The organism is Olivibacter sp. SDN3 (assembly GCF_014334135.1).
Classification (GTDB): Bacteria; Bacteroidota; Bacteroidia; order Sphingobacteriales; family Sphingobacteriaceae; genus Olivibacter.
The window spans coordinates 478002-504121 of the sequence record NZ_CP060497.1 but is presented as its reverse complement, the minus strand read 5'-3'; the positions used below and the strand labels follow the sequence as shown (position 1 = coordinate 504121).

The following is a 26120-nucleotide window of genomic DNA, read 5'->3' as shown; positions in this document are numbered from 1 at the left end:
TTAACTTTAATTACCGTGATATGAGTAAAGATAAATCAAAATAACAACTTAATACTTTCTTTTAAATGAATCGGTGTTTAGTTCTTTAGTTGAAATTAAAAATTCAGTTAAACAACTAAATCATAAATTCCTTTTGCCATACTTTAATATAACTGTTTAAAGAAAGCGTATCAACGCGAACATAGCGAAAGGTGCTTTAAATTTACAAGAATTTGTAACTATCTGATGATTAGCTTTTTACATATAGCTTGTGCTGTGTGTCGGGCTTTTTATGCGCCAAAAAACAATAAATGGCCAATTAACTCAATATTTTAAACTTATATGATATGGCAAAAGAAATTTTAGCGAAGGAAAAAAATGGTTTAAGAACAGCCGTCATATTTTTTCTTCTCTACTATACGGTTAGCGCTTTTGCTCAAGAAAAGATAACCATTACGGGTGTTGTGCTTGACTCAACTGATCGACATCCGCTGTCTTTGGTAACCGTGAAAGTTGAAGGGACGGACGTCGCTACGCAAACGGATAATAATGGGCAATTTACGATTGTTGCCTCTCCAGATGGGGTACTGATGTTTAATAATTTGGGCTATGCGCCACAACGTGTTTCAATAAATGGCCGGAACCAAATCAATGTGTCGTTAACAGTAGTAAATGAGAACTTAAGCGAGGTAGTGGTAGTGGGTTATGGTACGCAAAAAAAACTATCGGTTACCGGCGCTGTATCAACCGTACAGAACAAAGAACTGAGACAGAATTCATCGGCTAGTTTGGCTAGTGCGCTGGCAGGGAGGCTCCCTGGTTTAACTTCTTTGCAAGGTGGTGGTGGTCAGCCCGGGCGCGATGATCCCACATTGTATTTGCGTGGTGCTGCTACCACAAATAATACCAGTCCGCTGATCCTGATTGACGGCGTTCCCCGTGATAATATACGAACCCTCGACGCGAATGAGGTAGAATCGGTTACCGTACTTAAAGATGCATCGGCAACCGCCGTTTTTGGTGTGCGGGGTGCGAATGGTGTCATATTAATTACTACCAGAAGAGGTTCCGAAGGAAAGACCGAATTAACTGCAACACTCGATCAATCGTATACCTCATTTACAAGAGAGCCTGAAAGGTTACATTCACTGGAATATTTAGCATTGCGTAATGAGGCTGCCCGCAATGACGGGATAACAGAGCCTTTTGGTCAAGATGTCATCAATAAGTTCGAAAACCCGCTGTTGGGATTGGACCCTAACGACCCCGCATATGAAGAAAAAGCAATGATTAGACGGTATATTTATCCCGATCACGATTATTACCGCGAACTTATTGCCAAGCATAGCCCTCAAACCCGTGTCAACTTAAATGCCCATGGCGGGACAGATAAAGTCTCTTTTTTCGTTAATGGCGCTTTCCTTTACCAAGGAGGTAACCTTAAAACAGAGCCTGAGCCGGTATTGGGTTATGATCCATCATCTTGGCTCAAGAGATATAATTTCCGTGCAAATCTGGATTATAAAATCTCTCCTGCACTGAAGTCTTTCCTGAATATTGGAAGTTATATCGAACAGGTAAATATGCCTGCTGCGTGGCAATATGGGCATAATACAGATTGGATGATGACCGATATATTATTTCAGGCACAATCCATTTTACCTATTACTCCAGGACCAACTGCTATTCCCGGATTTGGCGTTGAACCTGGTCAGCTCGTAGATCCAGGATATCTCGATCGTTCGGCATTCGAAATTATGAATAGGCATGGCTTTCGGAATGAAATGCGTTCTAACCTGAATACTACCTTAGGTTTGGATTGGGATTTGAGTAACGCCATTACACAAGGTCTCAGCGTAAAAGGAATGGTTTCATATGATACCCGTGCAACGACGGCCATGTCGGGAGATAAACACGAACGTCTGTACTTAGCAAATGTAAATTATGCAACAGATGAACTTAGCTACACTGTTTTACGCAATGACGAGCGCCTGTTATCTATCACAAAAGGAGCGGATTCCCGCTACAATATTAATTTACAGGGGTCGATCAACTATCAACGTACATTTCAGGAGAAGCATGATGTCACAGGAATGATATTGGCCCAGCGTGATAATTGGGAATCTACGGTGGGAGAGATACCTTTTAATGTGATTGGTATCGCTGCTAGAACGACTTATGCTTACGATGGTCGTTACCTTGGAGAGGTAAACATTGGATACAATGGTTCAGAGCAGTTCGCACCCGGAAGAAGGTTTGGGTTTTTTCCCGCAGTTTCTTTGGGATGGGTAGTCAGCAATGAAAATTTTCTAAAGAACCACAAGCTTATCGACAATCTAAAATTAAGGGGCTCCTACGGAAAGGTGGGAAATGATCGCTTAGGCGCCGCTCGTTTTCTGTACCAAAGTAATATTACCATGGGGGGCGGACCATTGGGAAGCTTGGGCAGGGGACAAGGAGTGAACCAGGGTCTCTTAGGGAATCCCAACTTATCGTGGGAAGTTGCACAAAAACAAAATTATGGAATCGATTTGCAACTAGTTAATGATTTCACCCTCGTGTTTGATTATTTCATAGAGAACAGAACAGATGTACTTATTGACCGACAAACAATACCCGTACTTCAGGGCGTACCGTTGGGCAATATCCCAAAAGTAAATATGGGGGTCATTGATAATAAAGGCTATGAGATCGAACTGACGTATAATAAAACGTTTGGCCAGGATTTTTCCTTGATGGTGACTGGGAATTATGGCTATAATCGTAATGAGATTCAGTTCTTGGATGAAGTTAGGCGAGATGAAACTTTTGTTTACCCCTATCAATCAACGTATCAACCTATAGGCCAAGCTTGGGGCTACCACATTGATTACAGTAATGGCAACGGGATATTTAACTCCCAGGAAGAACTGGACGCCTATCTCAACAATACTACCTATAACTTCGGACAGCCCCGCATTGGCGATTTTATCTATCAAGATCTCAATGGAGATGGTATTGTAGATGATCGCGATCAAGCACCCATAGGATATTCGAACATACCAAGACAAACATACGGCCTTAATTTATCTATGAGCTACAAATCATTCGATTTTTCGGTTTTCTTTCAAGGTGCTGGAAAATTTTCACAAAATTATGCTGAACAGGGGGTTTACGAGTCAACAAAAAATGGCACCTACTTTGGCTATCACAAAAATGCCTGGACACCGGAACGCTATGCCAACGGAGACCTCATCACTTATCCCGCTCTGAGTACAAGAAACACGACAAACCACGTGGCAAACGATTTTTTTGTGATGGATCGATCATTTATACGCTTACGTTACATTGAATTAGCGTACACATTACCCAAACAAGCTTTGCAATCATTGGGCGTAAACAATCTACGGATATATGCCAGTGCCCAGAACTTATTTACCTGGGATAAGCTGCGGTTAAATCATTTAGATCCAGAAAATAATAATGCGCTGGGTTATCCGGTCACTAAGATGATCAATTTTGGTTTGCAATTGTCTTTTTAAGCAGAAAAAAATCTTCGTTATGAAATTTAGATATACCATATTATTGAATCTACTAACAACCCTACTTTTGAGCTCCTGCAATAAAGCATTGGATATGGCTCCGGACGGTAGGTTGACCATGGATGAGATTTTTGCTGATCATGATAAAGTTGGCGCATTTTTAAATACGTGTTACAATAACATACCAACCAAAGGTACCCGGTACTACTTTTGGAGCAGGGGCCCTGTTGTGTGGAGCGATGAAGCTTGGGATACGGACGCTGAATCGGAGCCTACATTGATGGCCGGTCGTATATATAATGGAAATGCTTCAGCGGCTAACCACCCTATCCTTAATGTGAATGCAGATAGTGGTAACGGCGCATACTGGGACAGGTATTGGGAAGCCATCCGTAACTGTAATGTATTTATCAGTCGCATAGACGGGGCTACTGTTGGATCAGAAGCAGAGCGAAACCGTTGGAGAGCTGAAGCGCATTTACTGCGGGCCTACTATTATTCCGAATTAATGAAGTGGTTTGGCTCGGCACTACCTGTTTTGACTGAACCTCGAGGATTTGAAGAAGATTTTGCCGATCTTCAAAAAGCTTCCTTTTATGAACTCACGCAATTTGTTATAGCAGATTGTGATCGGGCTCTTGATACGGACGAATTGCCGTGGAGGATTACTACAGGAGGTGAGGCGGCACGTGTTACGAAGGCATTGGCCGAGGCTATTAAATCGAAAATGATTCTTTTTGCAGCCAGTCCGCTCTATAATGGAGGACAAAACTATTGGGAAGAAGCTTACCAGACCAATAAATTGTCTTTACAGCATTTACGCGACAACGGATATGCATTGTATAAGCAGGTTAGTTTGCCCCACGTTTACCTAGCCGATGAAGCTTTTTTAGGTCCCGACAAAAATGTGCATACCGCTCTGTATAACGAGTACTTTACCCAAAATATGGGCTATTCAGCAACGCCTGTAGATAGGGAAACAATCTATCAGAGCAGAGAAAATCAGGGCAATATTTGGTATATGGACGGAGTGGGGGCCCAAGACGGTTATAAAACAGGTACCTGTCCGTCGCAAGAATTAGTGGACGCCTATGAGACCATTGATGGAGAACCTGTATTGGATTTGGCTAATCCATATTTGGATGAAAAACACCTCACGCCAAATTATAATTCAAATAATACATTATACAATCCAAATGATCCTTACGCGAATAGGGATCCGCGTTTTTATGCGACGATTTACTATAACGGTTCCAAACGGAAAGCGCTATGGAATTTTACAGAGGAGCCGAATTCGCATGAGAATTATCCAGCGCCCATGGGAAATCGAACACGGATCATCGCAACGTATATAGGTGAACCGCAAACGGGGCTTCATGAATCAACGAGAAAGGCTACACGTACAGGCTATTTTCAACGTAAATTTTTACATCCCAACTCGGGCAATGATAACCCTGTTGCAGGGGCCAATTGGAAATTCTTTAGGCTGGGAGAGATCATCCTGAATTTTGCGGAAGCGGCAGCTGAGGCCGACCATTTACGGGAAGCTGAAGATGCGATAAATGAAATCAGGGAAAGGGCAGGAATGCCTCCGATACCTGTCGGGTTGAATAAAGAAGCACTTATTCTGCGGGTTCGTCATGAGCGAAGGATAGAACTAGCATTGGAAGAGCACCGCTATTTTGATGTCCGGCGGTGGACAAGCCCCACAGGAGACTTATCGAAAACAGATCGCTGGATTACAGCAGCGGAAATAAAGCGAAATGCAGATGGAAGCTTTATTTATGGAAGAAAAACAGTTCGTGGCGTAGAGCGTAGGTCATACAGCAATCGAAACCTCATATTGCCCATTCCTTTGCAGGAAGCTAACAGGCTGCAGGCCATTACCGGACAGCAATGGCAAAATCCAGGCTGGTAGCTTTCGAATAATTTTTAGCATGCACAAAGAAGCAATCTATGGTACTTAGAAAAACTATCGGTGTTTATATGTTAACAATCACATTATTGGTTGGCATATCCTGTTTGCCACTTCAGGCACAGACAGATTCAATAAAAGGAGTGGTAAAAGATGAATTTGGAAGACCTTTGGCTGGGGTGATCATTCAATCAGAGAATAAAAGAAATGGTACATCAACTGACCATAATGGTGCCTACAGCTTAGCACTTAATGACGAAAGCAAAAACATCCTATTTAAGCATTTTGGATACCAAACTTTGAAAGAGCCTATTGGAACCACTCAACCGGTCAATGTTGTGCTCCAGATTGACGGGCATCGAAAAGATGAAGAGATATCATTGGGGTACACGTCCCAAAAACGTGCAGCATTAACCGGTGCAGTTGCTACCGTACGTGGCGAAGAGCTTGAACGTGTTCCGGTGGCCAATTTAACACAATCCTTTCCGGGTAGATTTGTCGGTCTATTTACACAGGAAACCTCCTCCGAATTGTCGCGAACAAATACCGACTTGTTTGTGCGAGGGCTCTCGGCAGCTCGGATGAATGGGCCGTTGGTAATGATTGACGGGATTATAAGTTCCTATAATAGCGGACAGATTTTAGAGTATATTACCGCAAATGAGATCGAAAGCATAAGCGTTTTAAAAGATGCATCTACACAAGCACTCTATGGTATTCAGGGAGCAAATGGCTTACTGGTCATTACCACTAAGAGAGGTAGAAAGGGAGCGCTGGAGATTACAGGTAGGCTAGACCACGCTATGCAGGAAGTGACACATGTGCCGCGGTTTTACAGCGCAGCCGATTACGCTTTAATGCGAAATCAGGCGGCATTTAATGATGGGCAAGGTAGTTATTATCTGTTTAGCGCCGATGAGATTGAAAAGTTTCGTACTGGAGAAGACCCTGAATTGTATCCAGATAATAATTGGTACGACCGGTATATGAACAGGTGGGCATCCATGCAGCGGGCTGCGGTAAATGCTACCGGAGGAAATGATCGTGTTCGATATTTCTCTAACATTAATCTTATGCGTCAAGGCGGGCAGTTTAATACCGACCAGACGGAGTACAATACCAATCCTTATAATGTTTGGGTAAACTATCGTTCAAATGTAGATATGGTGATCAATAAATATCTAAACGCCTATGTCAGATTAAGTGGAAACATCAAACGGGAACATACTCCGGGAAGCAGTAATGCTGATGTATATAACAGTATTTTTCAGCTACCCCCGACAACCTATGGGCCGTTAACTCCTGAAATAATCGACCCCGAAACGGGAGCAATAATCGTTCCCGGAGGGAAGGTAATTACGACAGAACGAGTTACATCACCAACTTATGGTCGGTTAAATCGATCGGGTTACGTTAACCATACGGTAACCAATATTAATTCACAATTTGGCCTGGACCTCGATATGAGTTTCTTAACAAAGGGATTAAAAATGAATGGCGCCTTTGCGTATCAAACGAATTCGGTGGGGAGCTTAAGTACCTTGCAGGATTATGAGCGATGGGTAAGGAATAGTGATTTAGCAGTTTTGGAGTTTAATAAGAAGGGCTCTGAAATGGATTCTCCGCTGGCTTACAGCAAAAGTTCTGCTCATTATTATCATTTAACGTATAATACGGTGTTAAATTATAGTCGTGATTTTGGAAAACATCGAGTTAGTGGCTTAGCATATATGTTTTACCAGAACCTCACGAAAGCGGATACAGGTGCTCCTGAATCACTTCCTTATGACAGGGTCAGTTCGGGGATTGAGGGTGCTTACGATTACGATAACCGATATTTCTTAAAGGTAGATATAGGTTACTCGGGCTCTGAACAATACGCGCGGGAAAGCAGGTTTATAGCTACTCCAGCTATCGCAGCAGGCTGGGCAGTGGGCAATGAGCAATTTGCTAGTACATTGAACTGGCTTACCGAGCTTAAATTACGCGCTTCTTACGGCAAGACGGCCAATGATCAAAGTGGGCTGCAGCGTTTCGCTTATTTGGATAATCTGACTTTAAGTGGTGGCGGACCAATTGGCTATCTTCAATATATCATTAATGAGCACCAGTTTGGTAATCCTTTAATCCAGGCAGAAGTTTCTACAAAACAGAACTATGGCTTAGACCTGGGAATTGCCAATGCACTTTCTGTAACAGTGGATGTTTTTAGAGAACGCATGAATAATATGGTGGTAGGAGCAGTGTCTGCCGTACCCCTTTATCAAGGTGTACCATTAAATAATTATCCGCGCCTGAATGAGGGACAGTTTGAGAATAAAGGTTATGAAATCGCTATTAACTATTCAAAAACCTTTAGTCGCAACTTCAGTGCCTATTTAGGAGGGATGTTCACGTATGCAAAAAACACCATTATCAGTTGGAATGAGGCTTCACGTACGGATGATTTCGCCTTCAGAAAATGGGAAGAGGGTTACTCTTTCGGTCAGCAATTTGGCTATTTAGTGGATTACAACAATGGCAACGGTTTTTTCAATACGCAAGAAGAGTTAACGACCAGTAATTTAGTGTATGGTTTTGGAACGCCCCGTGTAGGCGACCTGAAGTTTCAGGATTTGAACGGTGACGGTCAAATTGACGAGCGCGACCAGGCGCCTATCGGCACGGGTTCATTACCAAGAATAGTTTATGCCTTCTCGGGTGGATTTAGCTATAAAGCATTGGATATGTCCTTTTTGTTTCAAGGTGTGGGCCAATATTCCAGTATCATGAATGGCTTAGGCGTTTACGAAACAGAGCTCGATGGCATATTCGGTTCGCTGCATGCCAATGCCTGGACCCCCGAGAGGTATGCCGCTGGTGAAGAAATTACCTATCCGGCATTATCTTTAGCGCAAACAGTAAATCATGAATCGAGTGATTTTTTTAACTACGATCGTTCGTATCTGCGTCTAAAGAATCTGGAAATAGGTTACACATTACCACTCGTTGCGGCGAATACCATCGCCGCCAAGAAAATACGCATCATGTTCAGTGGTCATAACTTAATTACTTGGCATCGGATGAAAACAGCTGATTTTGGGCCGGAGGGCGGTGGATTTGGTGGTTTCCCTGTATACAGGGTATATAACATTGGTGCAAGTTTGACTTTTTAATAAAAATGATTTTGATGAAAACACAACGGGAAATTTTAGTTTTATTATTCCTCACGATGGTATTCGGTCTCCTCTCTTGCAATAAGCAGTTGGATTTGCAAAGTGACGGCCGGTTAACTTTGGATGAGGTGTTCAGCGATTACAACCGTACAAGAGGATATTTAAATTCTTGTTATGGTTACACGCCGGCTCCCTACATTGACCGGTCATCTTATAGTGATGAAGCACAGGATGCCGACGATATTACACCTGGGTCCAACTATATTGTCTGGTACAGGGGAAGCGTTACTGCGAGCAATTATGGAAGCTATTCGGCTGATGGCAGCCCTTGGGGGCAATTATATGAAGGAATCAGAAAATGTAATGTTTTTATTGAAAGCATCAAGACGGCTACTGTGTACGCTTCGGAAGAGGAGAAAGCTTCTTGGGTTGCACAGGCACATACTTTAAGAGCGCTCTACTATCTACAATTGATTAAACGTTATGGCGGTGTGCCTATTTTTGATATGCCATTGGCTGTTGATCACGATTTTTCCCAAGACAAAAGGGCTTCCTTTTCTGAAGTAGTAAGTTTTATCCTGGCAGATTGTGATCGCGCATTGGAAGTACCGGCAAATAGAACAGGTTTTTCCTGGGATGTATATGATAATCAGTTTGGAATTATGACAAGGGCGGTAGCTTACGCTATAAAATCGCAGGCAGTAACATATGCTGCCAGTCCGCTATGGTCTGACGGAACATACACTTGGGCCGATGCGGTTACTATTTCCGGCGAAGCCTTGTCTGAATGTTTGGCCAATGGTTATGAACTATTCGATGTTCAGCCCGCTGAAGGTGAGGCTCAAAATGCTTATGCGCTGTATTTCTTCACCAGCTCTAATGATCAACGGACAGTAGACAAAGAAACGATCTATCAAGGAGGAGACCAGATGGAAATATGGCGTAATGCAGGCCTCCCTTCAAATGCGGGCATGGATAGAACGGGGCCCTGTCCTACGCAGGAACTGATTGATAGCTATGAGATGGCGAACGGAGAACCGCCTATTCTGGGATACACAGATGACGATAGAACGATACCTACTATTAATAATAGCTCGGGCTATGATGAATTAAACCCTTACGTTGGGCGTGATCCGAGATTTTACGCTTCGATCTACTATAATGGTGCAGTTCGGCACCTTGATCAGCCAACGGGACAAAAAGTGGAAACTTTTGTAGGCGGAAGAGAGGGGATATCGGCAAATAGCCGTCGCAATACGCGAACAGGATACTATTTAAGAAAGTACAATAACCATCGATCGGGATTGAACAACAATGCCGATGGTGCAGTTCGGTTATTTCGATTAGCGGAGTTATACCTGAATTTTGCAGAGGCCGCCTATCAGGCATTTGGACCTGACGCATCGGTCGCCATAGGCAACAGGTCGTTAACAGCAAGGGAGGCTATAAATGCCGTACGAAGAAGAGCCGGCATGCCCGATTTGCCTGCAGGTTTATCGGATGAAGATTTTGAGAAAAGGTACCGCAATGAACGGCGAGTAGAATTCGCTTTTGAAGAGCATCGCTTTTTTGATGTTAGACGATGGAAAATCCTCGACCAAACGGATCGGTTTGTAACGGGTATGCGGATTACCGGTACTGGCGATAACCCAGGATATAATCGATTTAAATTGGCGAATAGAAGCTGTTGGTCCGATAAGTTTCTGATTTATCCGATCGATCAGCATGAAGTAAACAAAATGGTGGAGTTAAGTGGTGAGAATTGGCAAAATCCAGGATGGCTGGATTAACTTTTCCTATTGTTTAATAAATGATGAACATGGTAAGCTGCATTTGACTGATGAATAAAAACCGTATTGCGGTTCATGAGTGCCTTTGAAATAGAACACGAAAACGAATAATTATTAACAGATGAAATTTTATAAAGGTTTAACGATGAATAAACTATCGGGTGTTAAATGCCTGTGTATCATCCTGCTTGCATGGTGTTGGCCTACGACAGGCAATACGCAGATCACGGGAGTAAATAGTGATCATTGGGTGGCAACAGATGCTTTGGGACGGCAAGTAAGTGGTTATGAAATTGCAGGAGAAAAACGTAAAGATAAGCTTGTTGCGATGTTCTATTGGACTTGGCATCAAGGAGAAGATGATACCACATACCAAGTAAAGAACATTACCGAAATTGTTCGCCAACATCCCGAAGCAATGAAAGATTACCATCACCCTGCATGGGGAAGTAAAAAACCCGGATTTTTCTTTTGGGAACAGCCGCTTTTGGGTTATTATAAAACAACCGACCCCTGGGTATTACGTAAACATGCGGAAATGTTGGCAGATGCTGGTGTTGATGTGGTGTTTTTTGATTGTACGAATGGTAGTTTGACTTGGGAGGAATCCTACGAAGCATTGATGACAACCTGGGACCAAGCACAAAAAGATGGCGTAAATGTGCCGAAGATTGCTTTTATGTTGCCTTTTGGCCCCATGCCAAATGCACTGGTGTCGCTACGCCAGCTGTACCGGGATGTGTATAAACCAGGGCGGTATGAAAATCTTTGGTTTTTTTGGAAAGATAAACCTTGTATTATGGGATATCCAGATAACCTCACCGATTCGGAGGAGGATCAAGACATTAGTAGCTTTTTCACTTTCAGGCCTGCTCAGCCCGACTATGTAGATGGTCCGACAAGAAACGATCAATGGGGCTGGTTGGAGAATTATCCGCAACATGGTTATGTTAAAAAACAAGATGGTACCTTCGAACAGGTTACTGTGGGGGTGGCACAAAATGCTAGCCCTTCTACCAATGGCCATTGCAGTGCTTTTAATCTTCCGGGATCTTATGGCCGTAGCTTTAGTCGAAAAAAGGGTTTCGATCCAAGAGTCGACGGGTACTTATATGGATGGAATTTTCAAGAGCAGTGGGAACGGGCATTTGAAATAGATCCCGAACTGGTTTTTATTACCGGGTGGAATGAGTTTACTGCCGGACAATGGTTACCTGAGCATAATTGGACAGGGGATCCTTTTTCCTTTGTAGATCAGTTTGATTGGGAGCGGAGCCGGGATATTGAGCCTAATAAGGGCTGGGGAGAGCAAGGTGATGTGTACTACCTGCAGCTCATTGATAATGTGCGTAAATTCAAAGGAATGGTCGCTCCTGACAGCGTTTCATCTCCAAAAACGATCGAGATTGGCAAAGCTAACCAATGGACTGATGTGAAGCCACATTATCAGCATTATAAAGGGAACATTTTTCCCAGAGATCACCGAGGGAGGTATGATCAGTATTACGTTAACAATACGGGAAGAAATGATATTGTAAGTGCCAAGGTGGCGCGCGACGATGAAAAAGTCTATTTTTATGTAGAAACCGCAGATAAACTTTCACCGGAAAGTGATGCTAATTGGATGATGTTGTTCATTGATGTTGACCGCGACAAATCTACCGGGTGGAACGGTTATGATATCCTGGTTAATCGCACCAGTCCAAAACGTAAGAAAGCTTTTGTAGAAAAAAATATTGATGGCCGTTGGGAATGGGAATCGGTAGCTGAGGTAGCATATGCTGTTCGTGACAATCAGTTGGAATTAGCGATTGACAAAGAGGTACTTGACCTTGGAAGGGGGGCTATAGATATAGAGTTTAAGTGGAATGACAATATGCAGGAGCAGGGAAATATCATGGATTTTTATGTAAATGGCGACACAGCACCGGGCGGACGATTTAACTTTGTATATACCACGAAATAGCCAAAGCATGTTAAAGCTGATAGTAACTGGAAATATGTATAATAAAGAGAATTGCCGATATAGGATGAATAGAAGGGTGAAGAAAACCATACCGTGGTATTGCAACTGTTGTTTTATGTTGTTTTTTTCGCTATACGCTAATGGTCAACCGGTGGCTGCGACCGATGGACTCGGACGCAGCCTGCCTCAACAGGATGAAGTGGGCAGTCCAAAACTAAATAGACAGGTGGCTTTATTTTATTTTCTTTGGCAGGGGGATCCAAGTTCAGGCACTTCCGAGAAATGTTGGGATCTCGATGAAATATATACTGGAAATCCTGCGGTTTTTGAGAACTTTGATCATCCTGGTTGGGGTGGTGGAGCTGCTAAACCGGGGAAGTATTATTTTTGGGGACAGTCTATTTATGGATATTACCATGGCAGCGATTATTGGGTGCATCTTAAAAATATACAATTGCTTACCGACGCTGGTGTAGATCTTTTGGTGATTGACGCTACGAACCGATTGACTTATCCGCAGCAGAGTGATGCTTTAATGCGTGCAATGGAAGCGGTGAGAAAGCAAGGGAAAAATCCACCAAAAATAGCCTTTTATACCCATACAGCATCGGGTGAAGCCATGGAGGAAATCTACAATAATTGCTACAAAGAAGGGGCTCCCTACCGTCATCCGGATTGCTGGTTTTATTTAGATGGAAAGCCTCTGATAATTGGTTTGTCGGAAGAAGCTGCGGGAAAAGCTTACAGCTCCTTTTTTACGGTTCGCGAATCACAGTGGCCCAATGAACCGGGGAAAGTGAACGGATGGCCTTGGATCGAATTTGAAAGACCACAAAAAGTTTACCTTAATAGCAAAGGAGTGAAAGAAATTGTAAATGTTTCTGCGGCTCAGCATCCTAATTTAGAAGCATCTATGGGTGGCTCCGCTTTTTATGGGCAACCGGGGAACTGGGGAAGAAGTTATAGGAACGGTTCTCCGGGTAACCCTGAAGCTGATTTAAAACATGGTTACAATATTCAGGAGCAATGGGAGTTCGCACTAAAGCAAGAGGTGCCTTTCATTTTTGTGACGGGATGGAACGAGTGGATTGCGGGAAAATGGCGCCGTGGAACTGGAAATAAAAACCATGCGCTGTTTGTCGACCAAGCAAGCCCCGAATACAGCCGTGATTTAGAACCATCCCTTACCGCAGGTCTCGAAGATCATTATTATATGCAATTGGTAAGTTACATCCGACGTTATAAAGGAGTTGATACTTTGCCAACGTTGAGTCCAATGAAAACTATCCATACGTGGAATGATTGGGACGATGTTTATCCGACATACCACGATTATACCGGAGATATCCTGCACCGTGATTATCGTGGAGCGCCATCAGAGCCAGCGGTGACTTACATCAACAAAACGGGGCGAAATGATTTTAAATTAGCCAAAGTAGCGCAAGACCGGGAAAACATTTACTTTTATATGCAAACGGTCGATAAGATAACACCAAAGACAGACAATGATTGGATGACACTTTGGGTCGACATTGATCGTTCTCATCGTAGCGGCTGGTACGGTTATGACTATCGTGTAATTGCAGGCGACCGATTGCAGTGCTATACGGATGGGAGATGGCAGGATGTAGCGAGAATATCATATAAGATAGAAAATAATCAGTTCATGATCGCTATTCCATTAAAATTGCTGGGATTGTCCGATAAACTAGACCTGGCATTTAAATGGTCGGATAACATGCAAGAAGAACATCCGCTTGATTGGTACGTAAATGGAGACGCCGCACCTGGCGGACGATTTAATTTTGTAGCGTTAAGAGACTAATAAACGAGATATTATGAGTAGGCTTTATTTAAAAACTTTCCTTTTATTTATTATTCTGAATGTATGCGGACAACGAATCGCCTTCGCCCAAAGGAGTACGATTGTGCCCAAGGACCTCCGATATGAATACCTGATTAATCCTATTGGTATGGACGAGCAACAGCCTCGGTTTAGCTGGACTTTGAAGGCTTCAGATACCACCGCCTATGGCCAGCGACAAACGGCCTATCGGATTTTGGTATCCTCAGAGGAAAAACTGTTGGCAAAGGAACAAGGGGATATGTGGGACTCTGATTGGAAAAATTCCGGGCAGATGCAGCAGATTCTTTACGAAGGAAAACCTCTGCAGGCTGATCGGAAATACTATTGGAAAATTGCGGTGAAGGATGAAAAGGGGAAGGTCTCTTCATGGAGCGAACCAGCACATTGGAGCACGGGGCTATTTGAGCAAAGTGCATGGCTAGGGCAGTGGATCGGAACCGATCAGCTCTATGACCCATCGCAGGACGACTGTAATATTGTAGATCCTTGGTTGCGTAAAACATTCGAAATCAAGTCTAAACCTGGAAAGGCTACGCTGTTTGTGGCGTCGATAGGCTTTCATGAAGTTTATGTGAACGGTAAAAAGGTAGGAGATGACGTGATGGCTCCTGCGGCAACCGACCACACCAAAAGGGCGCGATACGTAGCTTATGATATTGCGCCAGCATTAAAAAAAGGTAAAAACGTGGTGGCTATCTGGCTGGGTACGTCGTGGTCTATACATGGTGCTTATATAGCCGATCATCGACCGAATACCCTTATTGTCATTGCACAAGCTGCTATCTTTGGTGATCAGGTGCCCGGTGCAGATGCAGTGCCTGATTTCATCCTAAAAACAGATAACACTTGGAAAACGCATCCCAGTCCGAATAAACTTTTAGGTACTTGGGATTTCAACCGAATGGGCGGCGAGTTATGGGATGCCAATGGAGAGGTGGACGATTGGAACCAGGTGGCATGCGATGAATCTACCTGGAAACCGGCGACAGTGTATGCGCCAAAACTTAGCTTGTCTGCACAGCAGGTGGAGAGAAACCAGTTGTTGGATGAAATCGTACCCTTAGCCATCGAAGAGCGGCCTGATGGTAGTTATCGGGTAGATATGGGGGTGAACTTTGCTGGGTGGACCGAGGTGAACGTTACAGGTACACCCGGGGATACGGTAAGTTTTTTATACAGTGAACGGGAACAGGACGATATGACCTTCGGCCTGCATAGTGCCTATATCATCGGAAAATCAGGAAAAGGGACCTTCCGTAACCGGTTTAATTATAGCTCTGGAAGGTGGATCACCATCAAGGGTTTAAAAAGTAAACCAAAATTAACGGATATCAGGGGATGGCTGGTGCGCACCGGTATACAATCGGCAAGCAGTTTTAAGTGTTCGGATTCCTTACAAAATTGGATATACAACAAAGTGCGATGGACATTTGAAAACCTTTCACTTGGAGGATATATTGTAGATTGTCCGCAACGAGAGCGGCTTGGTTATGGCGGTGATGCCCATGCCACCTGTGAAACAGGTATGCTGAACTATCATATGGGTGCGTTCTATACAAAATGGATGGAAGATTGGAGGGATGTTAGTGGTACGGAAACAGTTGTAGGAAATATGTACGATACCACTTTTGCACGAAAAGCGGTCATGGGTGGAAGAATATTAAATAACGGTGTTTTACCACATACTGCACCTACTTATGCAGGAGGAGGTGGGCCAGCTTGGGGTGGTATTGTTGTAACCTTACCATGGGTTGCCTATCAGCAGTATGGAGATGAGCGGATACTGGAACAAAACTTTGCACTAATCAACGGATGGCTTTCATTTTTGGATACCCATACCAAAGAGGGCATGTTGCAACGATACGGCGGAGCATGGGACTTCCTGGGCGATTGGTTATGGCCAAATGCGACAGCAGAAGGGATGAATAATGATAAACTGGAAACGCTATGCTTAAACAATAGCTATAGGGTATATAATTTACGCACTGCCGCTAAAATAGCCCGGGTCATCGGTAAGGATGTTGAGGCAGAACACTGGGAAAGTCAGGCAGATAAGTACAGTAAAGTTATTCACGATCGTTTCTTTAACGCTACGGATAATAGTTACGCAGATAGTTCCATGACGAATTTGGCGGCCGCGCTCTTGGCAGAGGTGGTTCCTCACAATTTACGTGAACAGGTATTGCATCGTTTGGAACAAGAAATATTGGTGAAAAAAAATGGTCATATCCATGCAGGGATTACTGGGGGAGCTATACTGTTTAAATTACTGCGTGAATTAGGACGAGATGATCTGATTTATGCAATGACTTCTCAAACCGATTACCCAAGCTGGGGATACATGAAAGCGAATGACGCTACTACCATTTGGGAAATGTGGGAAAAAGATTTGCCGGGCCATTCGCTGCTGCATAGTTCTTATTTATATCCGGGAGCCTGGTATATTGATGGTCTGGGAGGTATTAGGCAAGATCCAAAAAGGCCTGGTTATAGTCGATTTATTGTCCGGCCACCGGCCTTATCAGCATCACAATTGTCTTGGGCGGAAACGACCTTTGATGCTCCGGCGGGGCTTATCAGGTTGAAATGGAAAAGGCAAAATGAGCAGCTGCTTTTGGATATAACGGTTCCACCAAATTGTACGGCCGAATTACAAATAGCAGACACGGAAAGGGTTAATATAGACGAGCAAAACCCATTCATAAAAAAACTCGGATCGCGGAACGGGGTAATCTCCTATGAACTTGAAGCGGGAAGATATGCGTTCTAACGGAATAAAACTTTTTATAAACGAAAATATGAAACCCAACACCGGATTTGGTATACTGATGTTCCTGGTAATTATAGGAACTTTTCTGGCCTGTAAGGATAAACAGAGAACCGCCCAGGAATACGATGTTGCAGCTTTTTACTGGCCAGCCTATCATTATGAACCACGCGCAGAATTTCTGTTCCCAGATAAAAAGGGGGAATGGGAAATTATTTACAACGCATCGCCCAAGGAAAAAGGACATCTTCAGCCTAAAATACCGGTTTGGGGATATTTGGATGAAGCAAATCCGCAGGATATGGATACGAAAATTGAAGCAGCCGTTGAACATGGCGTGAATACTTTTATATTCGACTGGTATTGGTACGAAGGAGAGCCTTTTCTTGAAGATTGTATTAACGAAGGTTTTCTCAAAGCTAACAGGGAGAGGATGAACTTTTATATCATGTGGGCTAACCATGACGCCACCACTTATTGGGACGTTGACAATCCGCGCATCGATTCGGTTATCTGGAAAGGTGGGGTCGACCGAAAACAATTTGATATCGTGGTAGATCGGATCATCGATAAGTATTTTAAAAACCCTTCCTATTATAAAATAAACGGTGAACCGGTGTTCTGTATTTACGAACTCAATACACTCATCGATGGGCTTGGAGGATCGGAACAAACGAAGGAAGCTCTGGATGATTTTAGACGAAAAACGATTGAAGCGGGCTTTCCAGGCTTACATTTACAGGGTATTCTTTGGTCTGAATTACCTGCCACGATCAGCGGGGTACCCGGCGATAAAATCGAGAGCCAGGATGAAGTGCTTGCTTTCTTTGGATTTAATAGTTTAACAAACTATTGTTGGGCTCATTTACAAAATCCTGCCGGTGATTATGAACAATGGGCTGATGCGGCCACAGCGATGTGGTCTGATTTTAGTGCTGATTTTTCGATACCCTATTTCCCTAATCTAACGGTTGGATGGGACGCTAATCCCCGTTTTCTATTTAAGGCTGATTATATCAGCAATCCAGCACCAGAGAAATTTTCAAAATACGTGGAGCAGGCAAAGCATTATATCGACACACATCCCGATCAGCCAAAACTTATTACCATCAACGCCTGGAATGAATGGTCTGAAGGAAGTTATCTGGAACCGGATACCTTGCACAAAACGGGTTATTTGGAGGTGTTAAAAAAGGCTTTTGTTAAATAACATCAGTCCCCCGAATGGTGTTTGCTTATCGATTTACCAGCATAGTACATGACGGATTTCAGGATGGTACAGGTTGCTGCTGCTGACATTATTAGGTTATTTTACATCATTTCCATTTAGGAAATGAACCGTATTGTTTAACCAATAAAAACCAAAACAGTTTTATGTATGATGTCAAAAATAAGCGACTAAAGGGGATTTTCTTGTTTTTTGTTTTCGTTTGCTTTAACGCTTTAGCTCAACAGAAGGTGATTGTTTCTGGCCTTGTATCGGATAGTCAAGGGCCAGTTCCTGGAGTTTCTGTCCTTCTCAAAGGTGAACAGCAAGGTACCACAACGGATGCAAGTGGTGCTTATTCTATAGAAGTGGAAAAAGGGAATACCCTTATTTTTAGGAATATGGGCTATGCGGAGAAGGAGGTAGTTATAGGAGATAGTCAACAAGTAGATGTTTTTTTGGAGGCAACTTCCGAGGGGTTGGATGAAGTCGTAATCATTGGTTACGGTAGTCAACAACGTAGGGATCTTACAGGATCAGTAAGTACCGTTTCGCAGGAGGCCATTCAGGATATACCGGTACCTGGGGTTGACCAGAAATTGGTAGGAAAAGTTGCAGGTGTTCAGATACGGACGATAACGGGTACCCCCGGAGGAGGGTCTTCTATAAAAATCCGGGGCTCGGGCTCTATCGGGGCGGGTGACGACCCTTTATTTGTGGTGGATGGATTTCCGTTAACAAGTTCAGAGGGAAGGGCTTCCAATCCGCTAAATGTTTTAAATCCAGATGATATAGAATCTATTACTGTGCTTAAGGATGCTTCTTCTACAGCAATATATGGTTCTAGAGGTGCTAATGGGGTAGTGGTTATCACAACAAAAAAAGGAGAAACCGGCGCTCCTAGGGTGCAAGCAAGCCTGTTTGGCGGAGTCCAGCAGGTGCCCCGGAAAGGACGTCCGGATATGTTGAACGCACATGAATTCGCACAGTTTCGAAGGGAAATGATTGAAGATGCCTTTGCGTCGAGAGGAGAGGTAGCCACCGATCAGGATATCCCGGAGGCATACCGTAATCCCAACCAATATGGTGTGGGTACCAATTGGTATGATGAGGTTTTCCGAACGGCGCCGCAAAGTAATATCAACGCGAGTGTAAATGGTGGATCAGAAAATGCACGATATGCTTTTTCCTTAGGTTATTTAAACCAAGAAGGGACGCTACGTTATACCGGATTCGAGCGGATCACGGCAAGAGCAAATATCGATAGTGATATTGGAGAAAAGTTTAAAATAGGGGTAACATTAGCACCCACCTATAGTACACAACGGTTGAACGATTTTGAGAATAGTTTTACAGATGTGATTACCAGTAGCTTATGGCTGAGCCCGCTGATACCGGTGCACGACGCCTCCGGCAACAGAACACCGTATATCACCTCGCCGGATATGTTTGGAGCGCCAAACCCCTTGAACAAGCTGGAGTTTGGTGGTAATACCAATAAGGTTTTTAGAGGCCTTGGTGGAGCATTTGCCGAATATGAGGTGTTGGAAGGGTTGAAAGCACGTTATAATTTTAATGTTGATTATAGTACGTCTTCTGGTTTTGTGTTTAACCCTAGTTTTGTTGGTGGCGTCAATGCTCCTCCCGAAACATATGTAGCCAACTCTGGTACCAATAGATCATCTAATTTTAACTGGTTATCGGAATTTTTGCTGACTTACGACAAAGAGATCGCACCTGGTCATCGTATAGACGTGGTCGCAGGTGTTTCTGCCCAGAAGGAAAGAAATGAAATGATCCAGATCAATGCAACAAATTATCCGGATGATAAAATAGAAACGATTAATGATGCTGCACTCATCCAATCCTGGGATCAGGATATACAGGAGTGGGCCCTCCTATCTTATCTTGCTAGGGTGAATTATTCATTAAAAGACAAATGGCTATTTACAGGAACGATTCGAAGGGATGGCTCTTCACGTTTTGGTACCGCTAATAAATATGGAACATTCCCTTCTGCCGCTGTGGCCTATCGCTTAGGTGAAGAAGACTTCCTCAAGGGTAAGTCTTGGCTGAGCGACCTTAAATTACGGACAAGTTATGGACTGGCAGGGAATTTCAATATTGGTAACTATACGTATTTATCGAATATTAGCAGTGCCAACTACGCTTTTGACGGTGTATTGGGCGGGGGGAGGATTATCAACTCACTCCGAAATCCGGGTCTGACCTGGGAAGAGTCTGCGCAGTTGGATATCGGGATAGATCTCGGCTTATTTAATAACCGACTCAACTTTACCATAGATGCCTATAACCGCTTAACACAAAACATGTTATTTGATGCAGAGATTCCTCTTTCATCTGGTTTCTCTACCGCTATTGTGAACTCCGGACGTATTCGGAATAGCGGTTTGGAGATTGCGGTGAATTCCAGAAACCTCATAGGTGAATTCAAATGGACAACAGATTTTAATATTGCATTGAATAGAAATAAAGTGCTTGCACTCAATGAAAATAACGATCCGATCTTTGGCGGACGCAGTGGGTCCGGTTTGCCTACACATATCACCCAAGTAGGACACCCGATCGGACAATTCTTTGGATATGTTGCGGATGGTATTTATGCAACACCAGATGATTTCGACAATTCACCAAAACATGTTACCTCTGTATTAGGGTCTATAAAATACCGTGATGTTGATGGCAATGGCGTCATTGAGCCTGTAAATGACTTCGACATCATCGGAAACCCGCAACCCAATTTTACATTCGGTATAACCAATCAATTTAATTATAAAAATTTTGACCTAAATATCGTAGTTACCGGCTCACAGGGCGGGCAGCTCCTCAGGCAAGCTTATCAATACTTATATAATATCGATGGTATATTTAATGTTGATCGTAATATTTTAAATAGATGGAGATCCCCGGAAAATCCGGGAGATGGGATCACACCTACAACCAACGGTGCACGGGAGATCTATCGGGAAAATAGCTCAATATGGGTAGAAGATGGTTCTTTTTTAAGAATACAAAACCTGACATTCGGTTATACATTCCCTAAGAATTTGTTGGGTAGAGTAGGTTTTTTGCAGCATGCCCGAATTTATGGAAGCATTCAGAACCTGGTAACATTTACAAAGTATAGTGGTGCGAATCCGGATATTGTTTCGATGAATGATCCTAATAATCCGGGGCAGAATCTGGCGTTGGCTCCTGGTGTGGATTGGACGAGCTACCCCTTACCCAGGATGATGACCCTTGGCTTAAATGTTTCTTTTTAAATTGATAAAACGATGATACACTATAATAAATATATCAAATGGGGCTTCTTAATGATGATCCTTGTCGTACAAAATGCCTGTACGAAAGATTTTTTGAACCTTAATCCTGAAGCAACAACTAATTTGGACGATTTTTATACCAATGAAGATGAAGTAAGACAAGCGGTTAATGGTGCCTATAATATCCTGATGGATTTAGGGCGATCGAGCCTGTGGGAAGTTGGCGAAATGCGATCAGATAATACCTCTTTTCAGTATAACACCATTGAGCGTGGAAGGCAACCGCGGGAGTTTATCGATCAATTTTTGACGGACGCATCCGCTGAACCAATAGCGGCTTTCTGGGAACAAAGTTTTATCGGAATTGCCAGGTGCAATGATGTCATAAATTATATAGACCAAGTGGAAATGCCGGAAGAAAATAGCTTACATTATCAAGCAGAGGTACGCTTTCTGCGGGCCCTTCACTATTTTAATTTGGTGAGGCAATACGGAGGCGTACCTATCAGGTTAAGTCCTGCAGAGTCTCCTGAAGATGCACTTTCGGAAGGTCGAGCTACGGTGGACGACGTATACCAGATAATAGTAGATGATTTAACTACGGCCGTTTCCTATTTTGCGTCTTCGGGGCTGATAGACAACGACAAAGGTAGGGCAACAGAGGGCGCTGCTAGAACACTTTTAGCAAAAGTATATCTTACGCTGGGTAGGTTTGAAGACGCTATTCCGGAGTTAAGAAGTGTAATGGCAATGGGCTACGTATTGTTGGCTAATTATAGGGATAATTTTATTCCCGAAATGAAAAACGGTGGGGAGTCTATATTTGAAATTCAATATCTCGGTGCCCAACCTGCGTTAGCCAGCAATTTCATGTACCAATTTGCTCCATACACCTCCGGTAGTGCGGTTACGGGGGATCCGCAAACCCCATTGGCGGGCGGTGCGGGTTGGAACATTCCCACGCAAGATATGATCGATGCTTACGAAGAAGGAGATTTACGTAAGGATATCTCATTGGCAGAAGGTTATACGAATAGCGATGGTGATTTTGTGGCAATCCCGCATATTATCAAGTATAACAATGGTTTTGTAGAACGTGGACAAACAGATGATAATTTTCCCTATTTACGCTATGCCGATGTCTTACTCATGCTGGCGGAAGTATTGAATGAACAGGGCTTTGCAGCAAATGGGGAGGCCTTTGATTTATTGAACAATGTGCGTGAAAGGGCTGGATTGCCAGCAAAAACTACCGGTAATGCTCGCCCTGAACTGCATATTGGCGATCAGCAATCGTTTCGGGAAGCTATTTTACGAGAGAGACGAGTGGAATTGGCTTTTGAAAACCACCGTTGGTACGACTTGGTTCGCTCAGGTAAAGCCGTAGAAGTCATGAATGAACACGGACAGCGTGAAAAACAACAGAAAAATACGATTCCCGGCAACGCTTATCAAGTGACTCAAAATAGGTTATTATTGCAAATCCCACAAATTGAGGTAACGTTGGATGGATTGGAGCAAAACCCGCAATAGCTATAAACAGATCGCAGGTGAATTGATTAATGGACTTCTACTAATAAAATATGTATGATAGCTGAACAAAAAAGCTATAAGACGTTTTACGCTCTTTTAGCAATCGTCATTGCATGTACACACATGGCTTGCAATTTAGAAACAAGCAATAGCTCATCGATAGCTATAGAAGATATGAGGACGGGTTTTGTAAACCCTCCTGACTCCGTACGCCCCGGTGTTTATTGGTATTTTATGGATGGCAATATGTCAAAAGAGGCGATGACGAAAGATTTGGAATCGATGCAAAAAGCAGGTATTGGGAGTGTGGTGTTTCTCGAGGTGAACGTGGGTGTTCCAAGAGGTGAAGTGGATTTTCTAAGCGAAGAATGGCAAGAGGGCTTTGCGCATGCAGTGAAGGAGGCTGAACGCTTAAATATTGATGTTATTTTGGGAGCTGGGCCTGGCTGGGCTGGCAGCGGGGGGCCATGGGTAGCACCTGAAGCTTCGATGCAGCACTTAGTTGGCAGCACCATTCAAGTTGCTGAAGCAGCTAATAATCGTAGGATAAAGTTGCCTGTGCCTGCACCGAAAAGTCCTTATTTTGGAGAGGGTGGATTCACACCCGAGCTTCGTGAAAAATGGATGGCATATTATGAAGATGTAGCAGTTGTAGCCTTTCCTACACCTACCGATGAAAAATTGATTGAAGATATCGAAGAGAAAGCTTTATATTACCGGGAACCCTATTCTTCCAAATTGGGTGTAAAACCAAGATTACCATCAAAAGTCAATTATACCGATCTACCGGATGCCGCTATTTCCAAGGAGGGTATAGTGGATCTTACCGACAAACTTTTGGAAGACGGTACCTTGAACTGGGAAGTGCCTCCGGGGAAATGGACGATCATGCGATTTGTTAGTCGAAACAATGGCGCAGTGACGAGGCCCGCGCCGACGCCGGGCCTGGGTTTTGAAGCCGATAAGCTGGATAGTGCAGCGTTTCGTGCGCATTTGGAAAACTATGTTGGGGTGCTAATTGAAAAAACGGCGACAGGAAACCCATCAAAATCGGGAGGTTTAAAGCGTTTGCACATCGACAGTTGGGAGATGGGGGCACAGAACTGGACGCCAAAATTCAGAGAAGAATTTATCCAACGTAGAGGATATGACCCACTGCCTTTCTATCCCGTATATGCAGGGCATATTGTGGAAAGTTTGGAGACGAGCGAGCGGTTTTTATGGGATTTACGCCTGACAGCGCAAGAACTTGTATTGGCGTTTCATGCGAACTACCTGAAAGACTATAGCCATCAGCATAACCTAAAACTATCGATTGAGCCTTATGATATGAATCCGAATTCGGATTTTGACCTGGGAGCGGTGGCCGATGTGCCGATGGCGGAATTTTGGAGCGAGGGATATGGTTTTAATACCGTTTTTAGCGTGTATGAAGCTGCATCTATTGCGCATATCGGTGGAAAATCCACCGTGCCGGCAGAAGCGTTTACCGCACAGAATGATGAAGCCTGGAAGCAGTATCCGGAAGTAATGAAAAATCAGGGCGACTGGGCATTTGCCATGGGCATTAACCAATTCGTATACCACACCTTTCAGCATCAACCCTTAGCCGACAGCTTGCGCCCGGGCATGACAATGGGGCCTTATGGCGTGCATTGGGATAGGAATCAAACTTGGTGGCCCTTAGTAGGCGATTACCATCGATACATCGCGAGGTGTTCGTATATGTTGCAGCAGGGGCGCACGGTTGCCGATATACTATATGTTACCCCAGAAGGTGCTCCGCAGGTTTTTACGCCACCAAGTTCAGCAGTATTGGGCAATGAAATACTCCCGGATAAAAGAGGATATAATTTTGATGGTTGCAGCCCTATGCAGCTTATGGAGGCTACAGTGAAAGACCATCAAATAGTTTTTCCCAGCGGAGCGTCTTATCAGGTGCTTGTGTTACCTAATGTACAGACAATGACCCCAGCGTTCTTAAATAAAATAAAGTCGTTGATTGAGCAGGGAGCAACCGTCATAGGTAACCCTCCGGAAAAATCGCCCAGCTTGCAGGGATATCCGGCTTGCGATCGGGAAGTTAAATCGATAAGTAATGCGATCTGGAAAAAAGAAGAAATAACCCAGCAATGGACAAAAGAAGAATATGGTGCAGGTAAAATTGTGTGGGGAGAAAATTTGTATCACGGAGACGACCTTTATCCAAATTATGAAATTGTTGAGGATGTGCTGAATGAAAAAGGAATTTTAACGGATTTTAATGCTTCTGACTCCGTTCGGTATACACACCGCACGGCACCCGATTGGGATCTCTACTTTGTAGCTAATAAAACGGATCAAGCGATTGAAATAAAGGGAGCGTTTAGATCGACTGGTGAAAACCCGGAGTTATGGGACCCCGTAAGTGGAGAGATGCGTCAGTTGCCGGAGTTTGATATACATGACGGTAAAATTGTTCTTCCGCTTGCTTTTGAGCCCTATCAAAGTTTTTTTGTTGTTTTTCCTAAAGCAAATACCAAAGCAGATCAGGTAATAAAATCCTCCAGAAATTTTAATCAGTTACGTGAACGTATGCAATTGAATGGCGCATGGAAAGTTGCGTTTGATGCAAAAGGAACGGGACCGCAGGAAACTGTTCTATTGAACGAACTGCAGGATTGGACGAATCATCCAAATGATAGCGTCAAATATTATTCAGGTATTGCTCGTTATGAAAAGATTTTTGACTTTCCAGAGGTACCTAAAGGTAGCCGTATTTTAATAGATTTAGGGGATGTAAAAAATATGGCACGTATCCACTTGAATGGTAAGGAATTGTCGACCGTTTGGACGGCTCCTTGGCGAGTGGATATTACGGAAGCTCTCAAAGAAGAGGATAACCAATTAATTATTGAAGTAGCGAATCTTTGGATAAATCGATTAATAGGTGATCAGCAATATACGGACGATGGGGTAAAAGATGGAGAGTGGCCTAGCTGGCTTAAAACGAACAAGCCTCGAGGAAGTCAACGAACCACATTTACCACCTTTAATCCATATAAAACGGATGACACGTTGAGGAGCTCTGGGCTGTTAGGTCCTGTGCGAATTCTTCAACTGCGGAGGGATTAAGCTTGCTGGTATTTTGAAATAA

The 26120-nt window shown here is 43.5% G+C and carries 11 protein-coding genes; all 11 read left to right on the top strand.

Going from position 1 to position 26120, the window contains the following annotated elements; genetic code table 11:
- The first annotated feature begins 326 nt into the window (after window positions 1-326).
- Window positions 327-3500, top strand: coding sequence for a TonB-dependent receptor (locus H8S90_RS02220; protein ID WP_187340994.1), 3174 nt, complete (start codon window positions 327-329; stop codon window positions 3498-3500).
- A gap of 19 nt (window positions 3501-3519) precedes the next feature.
- Entirely contained in the window at window positions 3520-5418 is a 1899-nt protein-coding gene (locus H8S90_RS02215; protein ID WP_187340993.1) for a RagB/SusD family nutrient uptake outer membrane protein, read from the top strand.
- Between the two features lie 68 nt (window positions 5419-5486).
- A complete protein-coding gene (locus H8S90_RS02210) occupies window positions 5487-8570 on the top strand; it encodes a SusC/RagA family TonB-linked outer membrane protein (protein ID WP_187340992.1) in 3084 nt (1027 codons plus the stop codon).
- A gap of 14 nt (window positions 8571-8584) precedes the next feature.
- The gene (locus tag H8S90_RS02205; RefSeq protein WP_187340991.1) at window positions 8585-10360 is read left to right on the top strand and encodes a RagB/SusD family nutrient uptake outer membrane protein; all 1776 of its coding nucleotides are present in this window, start codon (window positions 8585-8587) and stop codon (window positions 10358-10360) included.
- A gap of 145 nt (window positions 10361-10505) precedes the next feature.
- A complete protein-coding gene (locus tag H8S90_RS02200) occupies window positions 10506-12326 on the top strand; it encodes a hypothetical protein (RefSeq protein ID WP_222852218.1) in 1821 nt (606 codons plus the stop codon).
- Between the two features lie 7 nt (window positions 12327-12333).
- Entirely contained in the window at window positions 12334-14151 is a 1818-nt protein-coding gene (locus H8S90_RS02195) for a hypothetical protein (RefSeq protein WP_187340990.1), read from the top strand.
- A gap of 13 nt (window positions 14152-14164) precedes the next feature.
- Entirely contained in the window at window positions 14165-16963 is a 2799-nt protein-coding gene (locus H8S90_RS02190) for a family 78 glycoside hydrolase catalytic domain (protein ID WP_187340989.1), read from the top strand.
- 28 nt (window positions 16964-16991) lie between these two features.
- A complete protein-coding gene (locus H8S90_RS02185) occupies window positions 16992-18170 on the top strand; it encodes a glycoside hydrolase family 99-like domain-containing protein (protein ID WP_187340988.1) in 1179 nt (392 codons plus the stop codon).
- Between the two features lie 164 nt (window positions 18171-18334).
- Window positions 18335-21451 carry a TonB-dependent receptor gene (locus tag H8S90_RS02180; RefSeq protein ID WP_187340987.1) on the top strand — a complete coding sequence of 1039 codons (3117 nt, stop codon included), beginning with the start codon at window positions 18335-18337 and terminating at the stop codon, window positions 21449-21451.
- A 12-nt stretch (window positions 21452-21463) separates the two neighbouring features.
- On the top strand, window positions 21464-22984 hold the full coding sequence (locus tag H8S90_RS02175; protein ID WP_187340986.1) for a RagB/SusD family nutrient uptake outer membrane protein: 1521 nt from the start codon (window positions 21464-21466) through the stop codon (window positions 22982-22984).
- A gap of 123 nt (window positions 22985-23107) precedes the next feature.
- Window positions 23108-26098 (top strand): glycosyl hydrolase, encoded by a 2991-nt coding sequence (locus H8S90_RS02170; RefSeq protein WP_222852217.1) that lies wholly within the window; start codon window positions 23108-23110, stop codon window positions 26096-26098.
- Window positions 26099-26120: the final 22 nt, after the last annotated feature.

Coding starts and splice junctions, on each gene's coding strand:
- H8S90_RS02220 (WP_187340994.1), top strand. CDS start 327: ATGGCAAAAGAAATTTTAGCGAAGGAAAAAAATGGTTTAAGAACAGCC.
- H8S90_RS02215 (WP_187340993.1), top strand. CDS start 3,520: ATGAAATTTAGATATACCATATTATTGAATCTACTAACAACCCTACTT.
- H8S90_RS02210 (WP_187340992.1), top strand. CDS start 5,487: ATGTTAACAATCACATTATTGGTTGGCATATCCTGTTTGCCACTTCAG.
- H8S90_RS02205 (WP_187340991.1), top strand. CDS start 8,585: ATGAAAACACAACGGGAAATTTTAGTTTTATTATTCCTCACGATGGTA.
- H8S90_RS02200 (WP_222852218.1), top strand. CDS start 10,506: ATGAATAAACTATCGGGTGTTAAATGCCTGTGTATCATCCTGCTTGCA.
- H8S90_RS02195 (WP_187340990.1), top strand. CDS start 12,334: ATGTTAAAGCTGATAGTAACTGGAAATATGTATAATAAAGAGAATTGC.
- H8S90_RS02190 (WP_187340989.1), top strand. CDS start 14,165: ATGAGTAGGCTTTATTTAAAAACTTTCCTTTTATTTATTATTCTGAAT.
- H8S90_RS02185 (WP_187340988.1), top strand. CDS start 16,992: ATGAAACCCAACACCGGATTTGGTATACTGATGTTCCTGGTAATTATA.
- H8S90_RS02180 (WP_187340987.1), top strand. CDS start 18,335: ATGTATGATGTCAAAAATAAGCGACTAAAGGGGATTTTCTTGTTTTTT.
- H8S90_RS02175 (WP_187340986.1), top strand. CDS start 21,464: ATGATACACTATAATAAATATATCAAATGGGGCTTCTTAATGATGATC.
- H8S90_RS02170 (WP_222852217.1), top strand. CDS start 23,108: ATGGCTTGCAATTTAGAAACAAGCAATAGCTCATCGATAGCTATAGAA.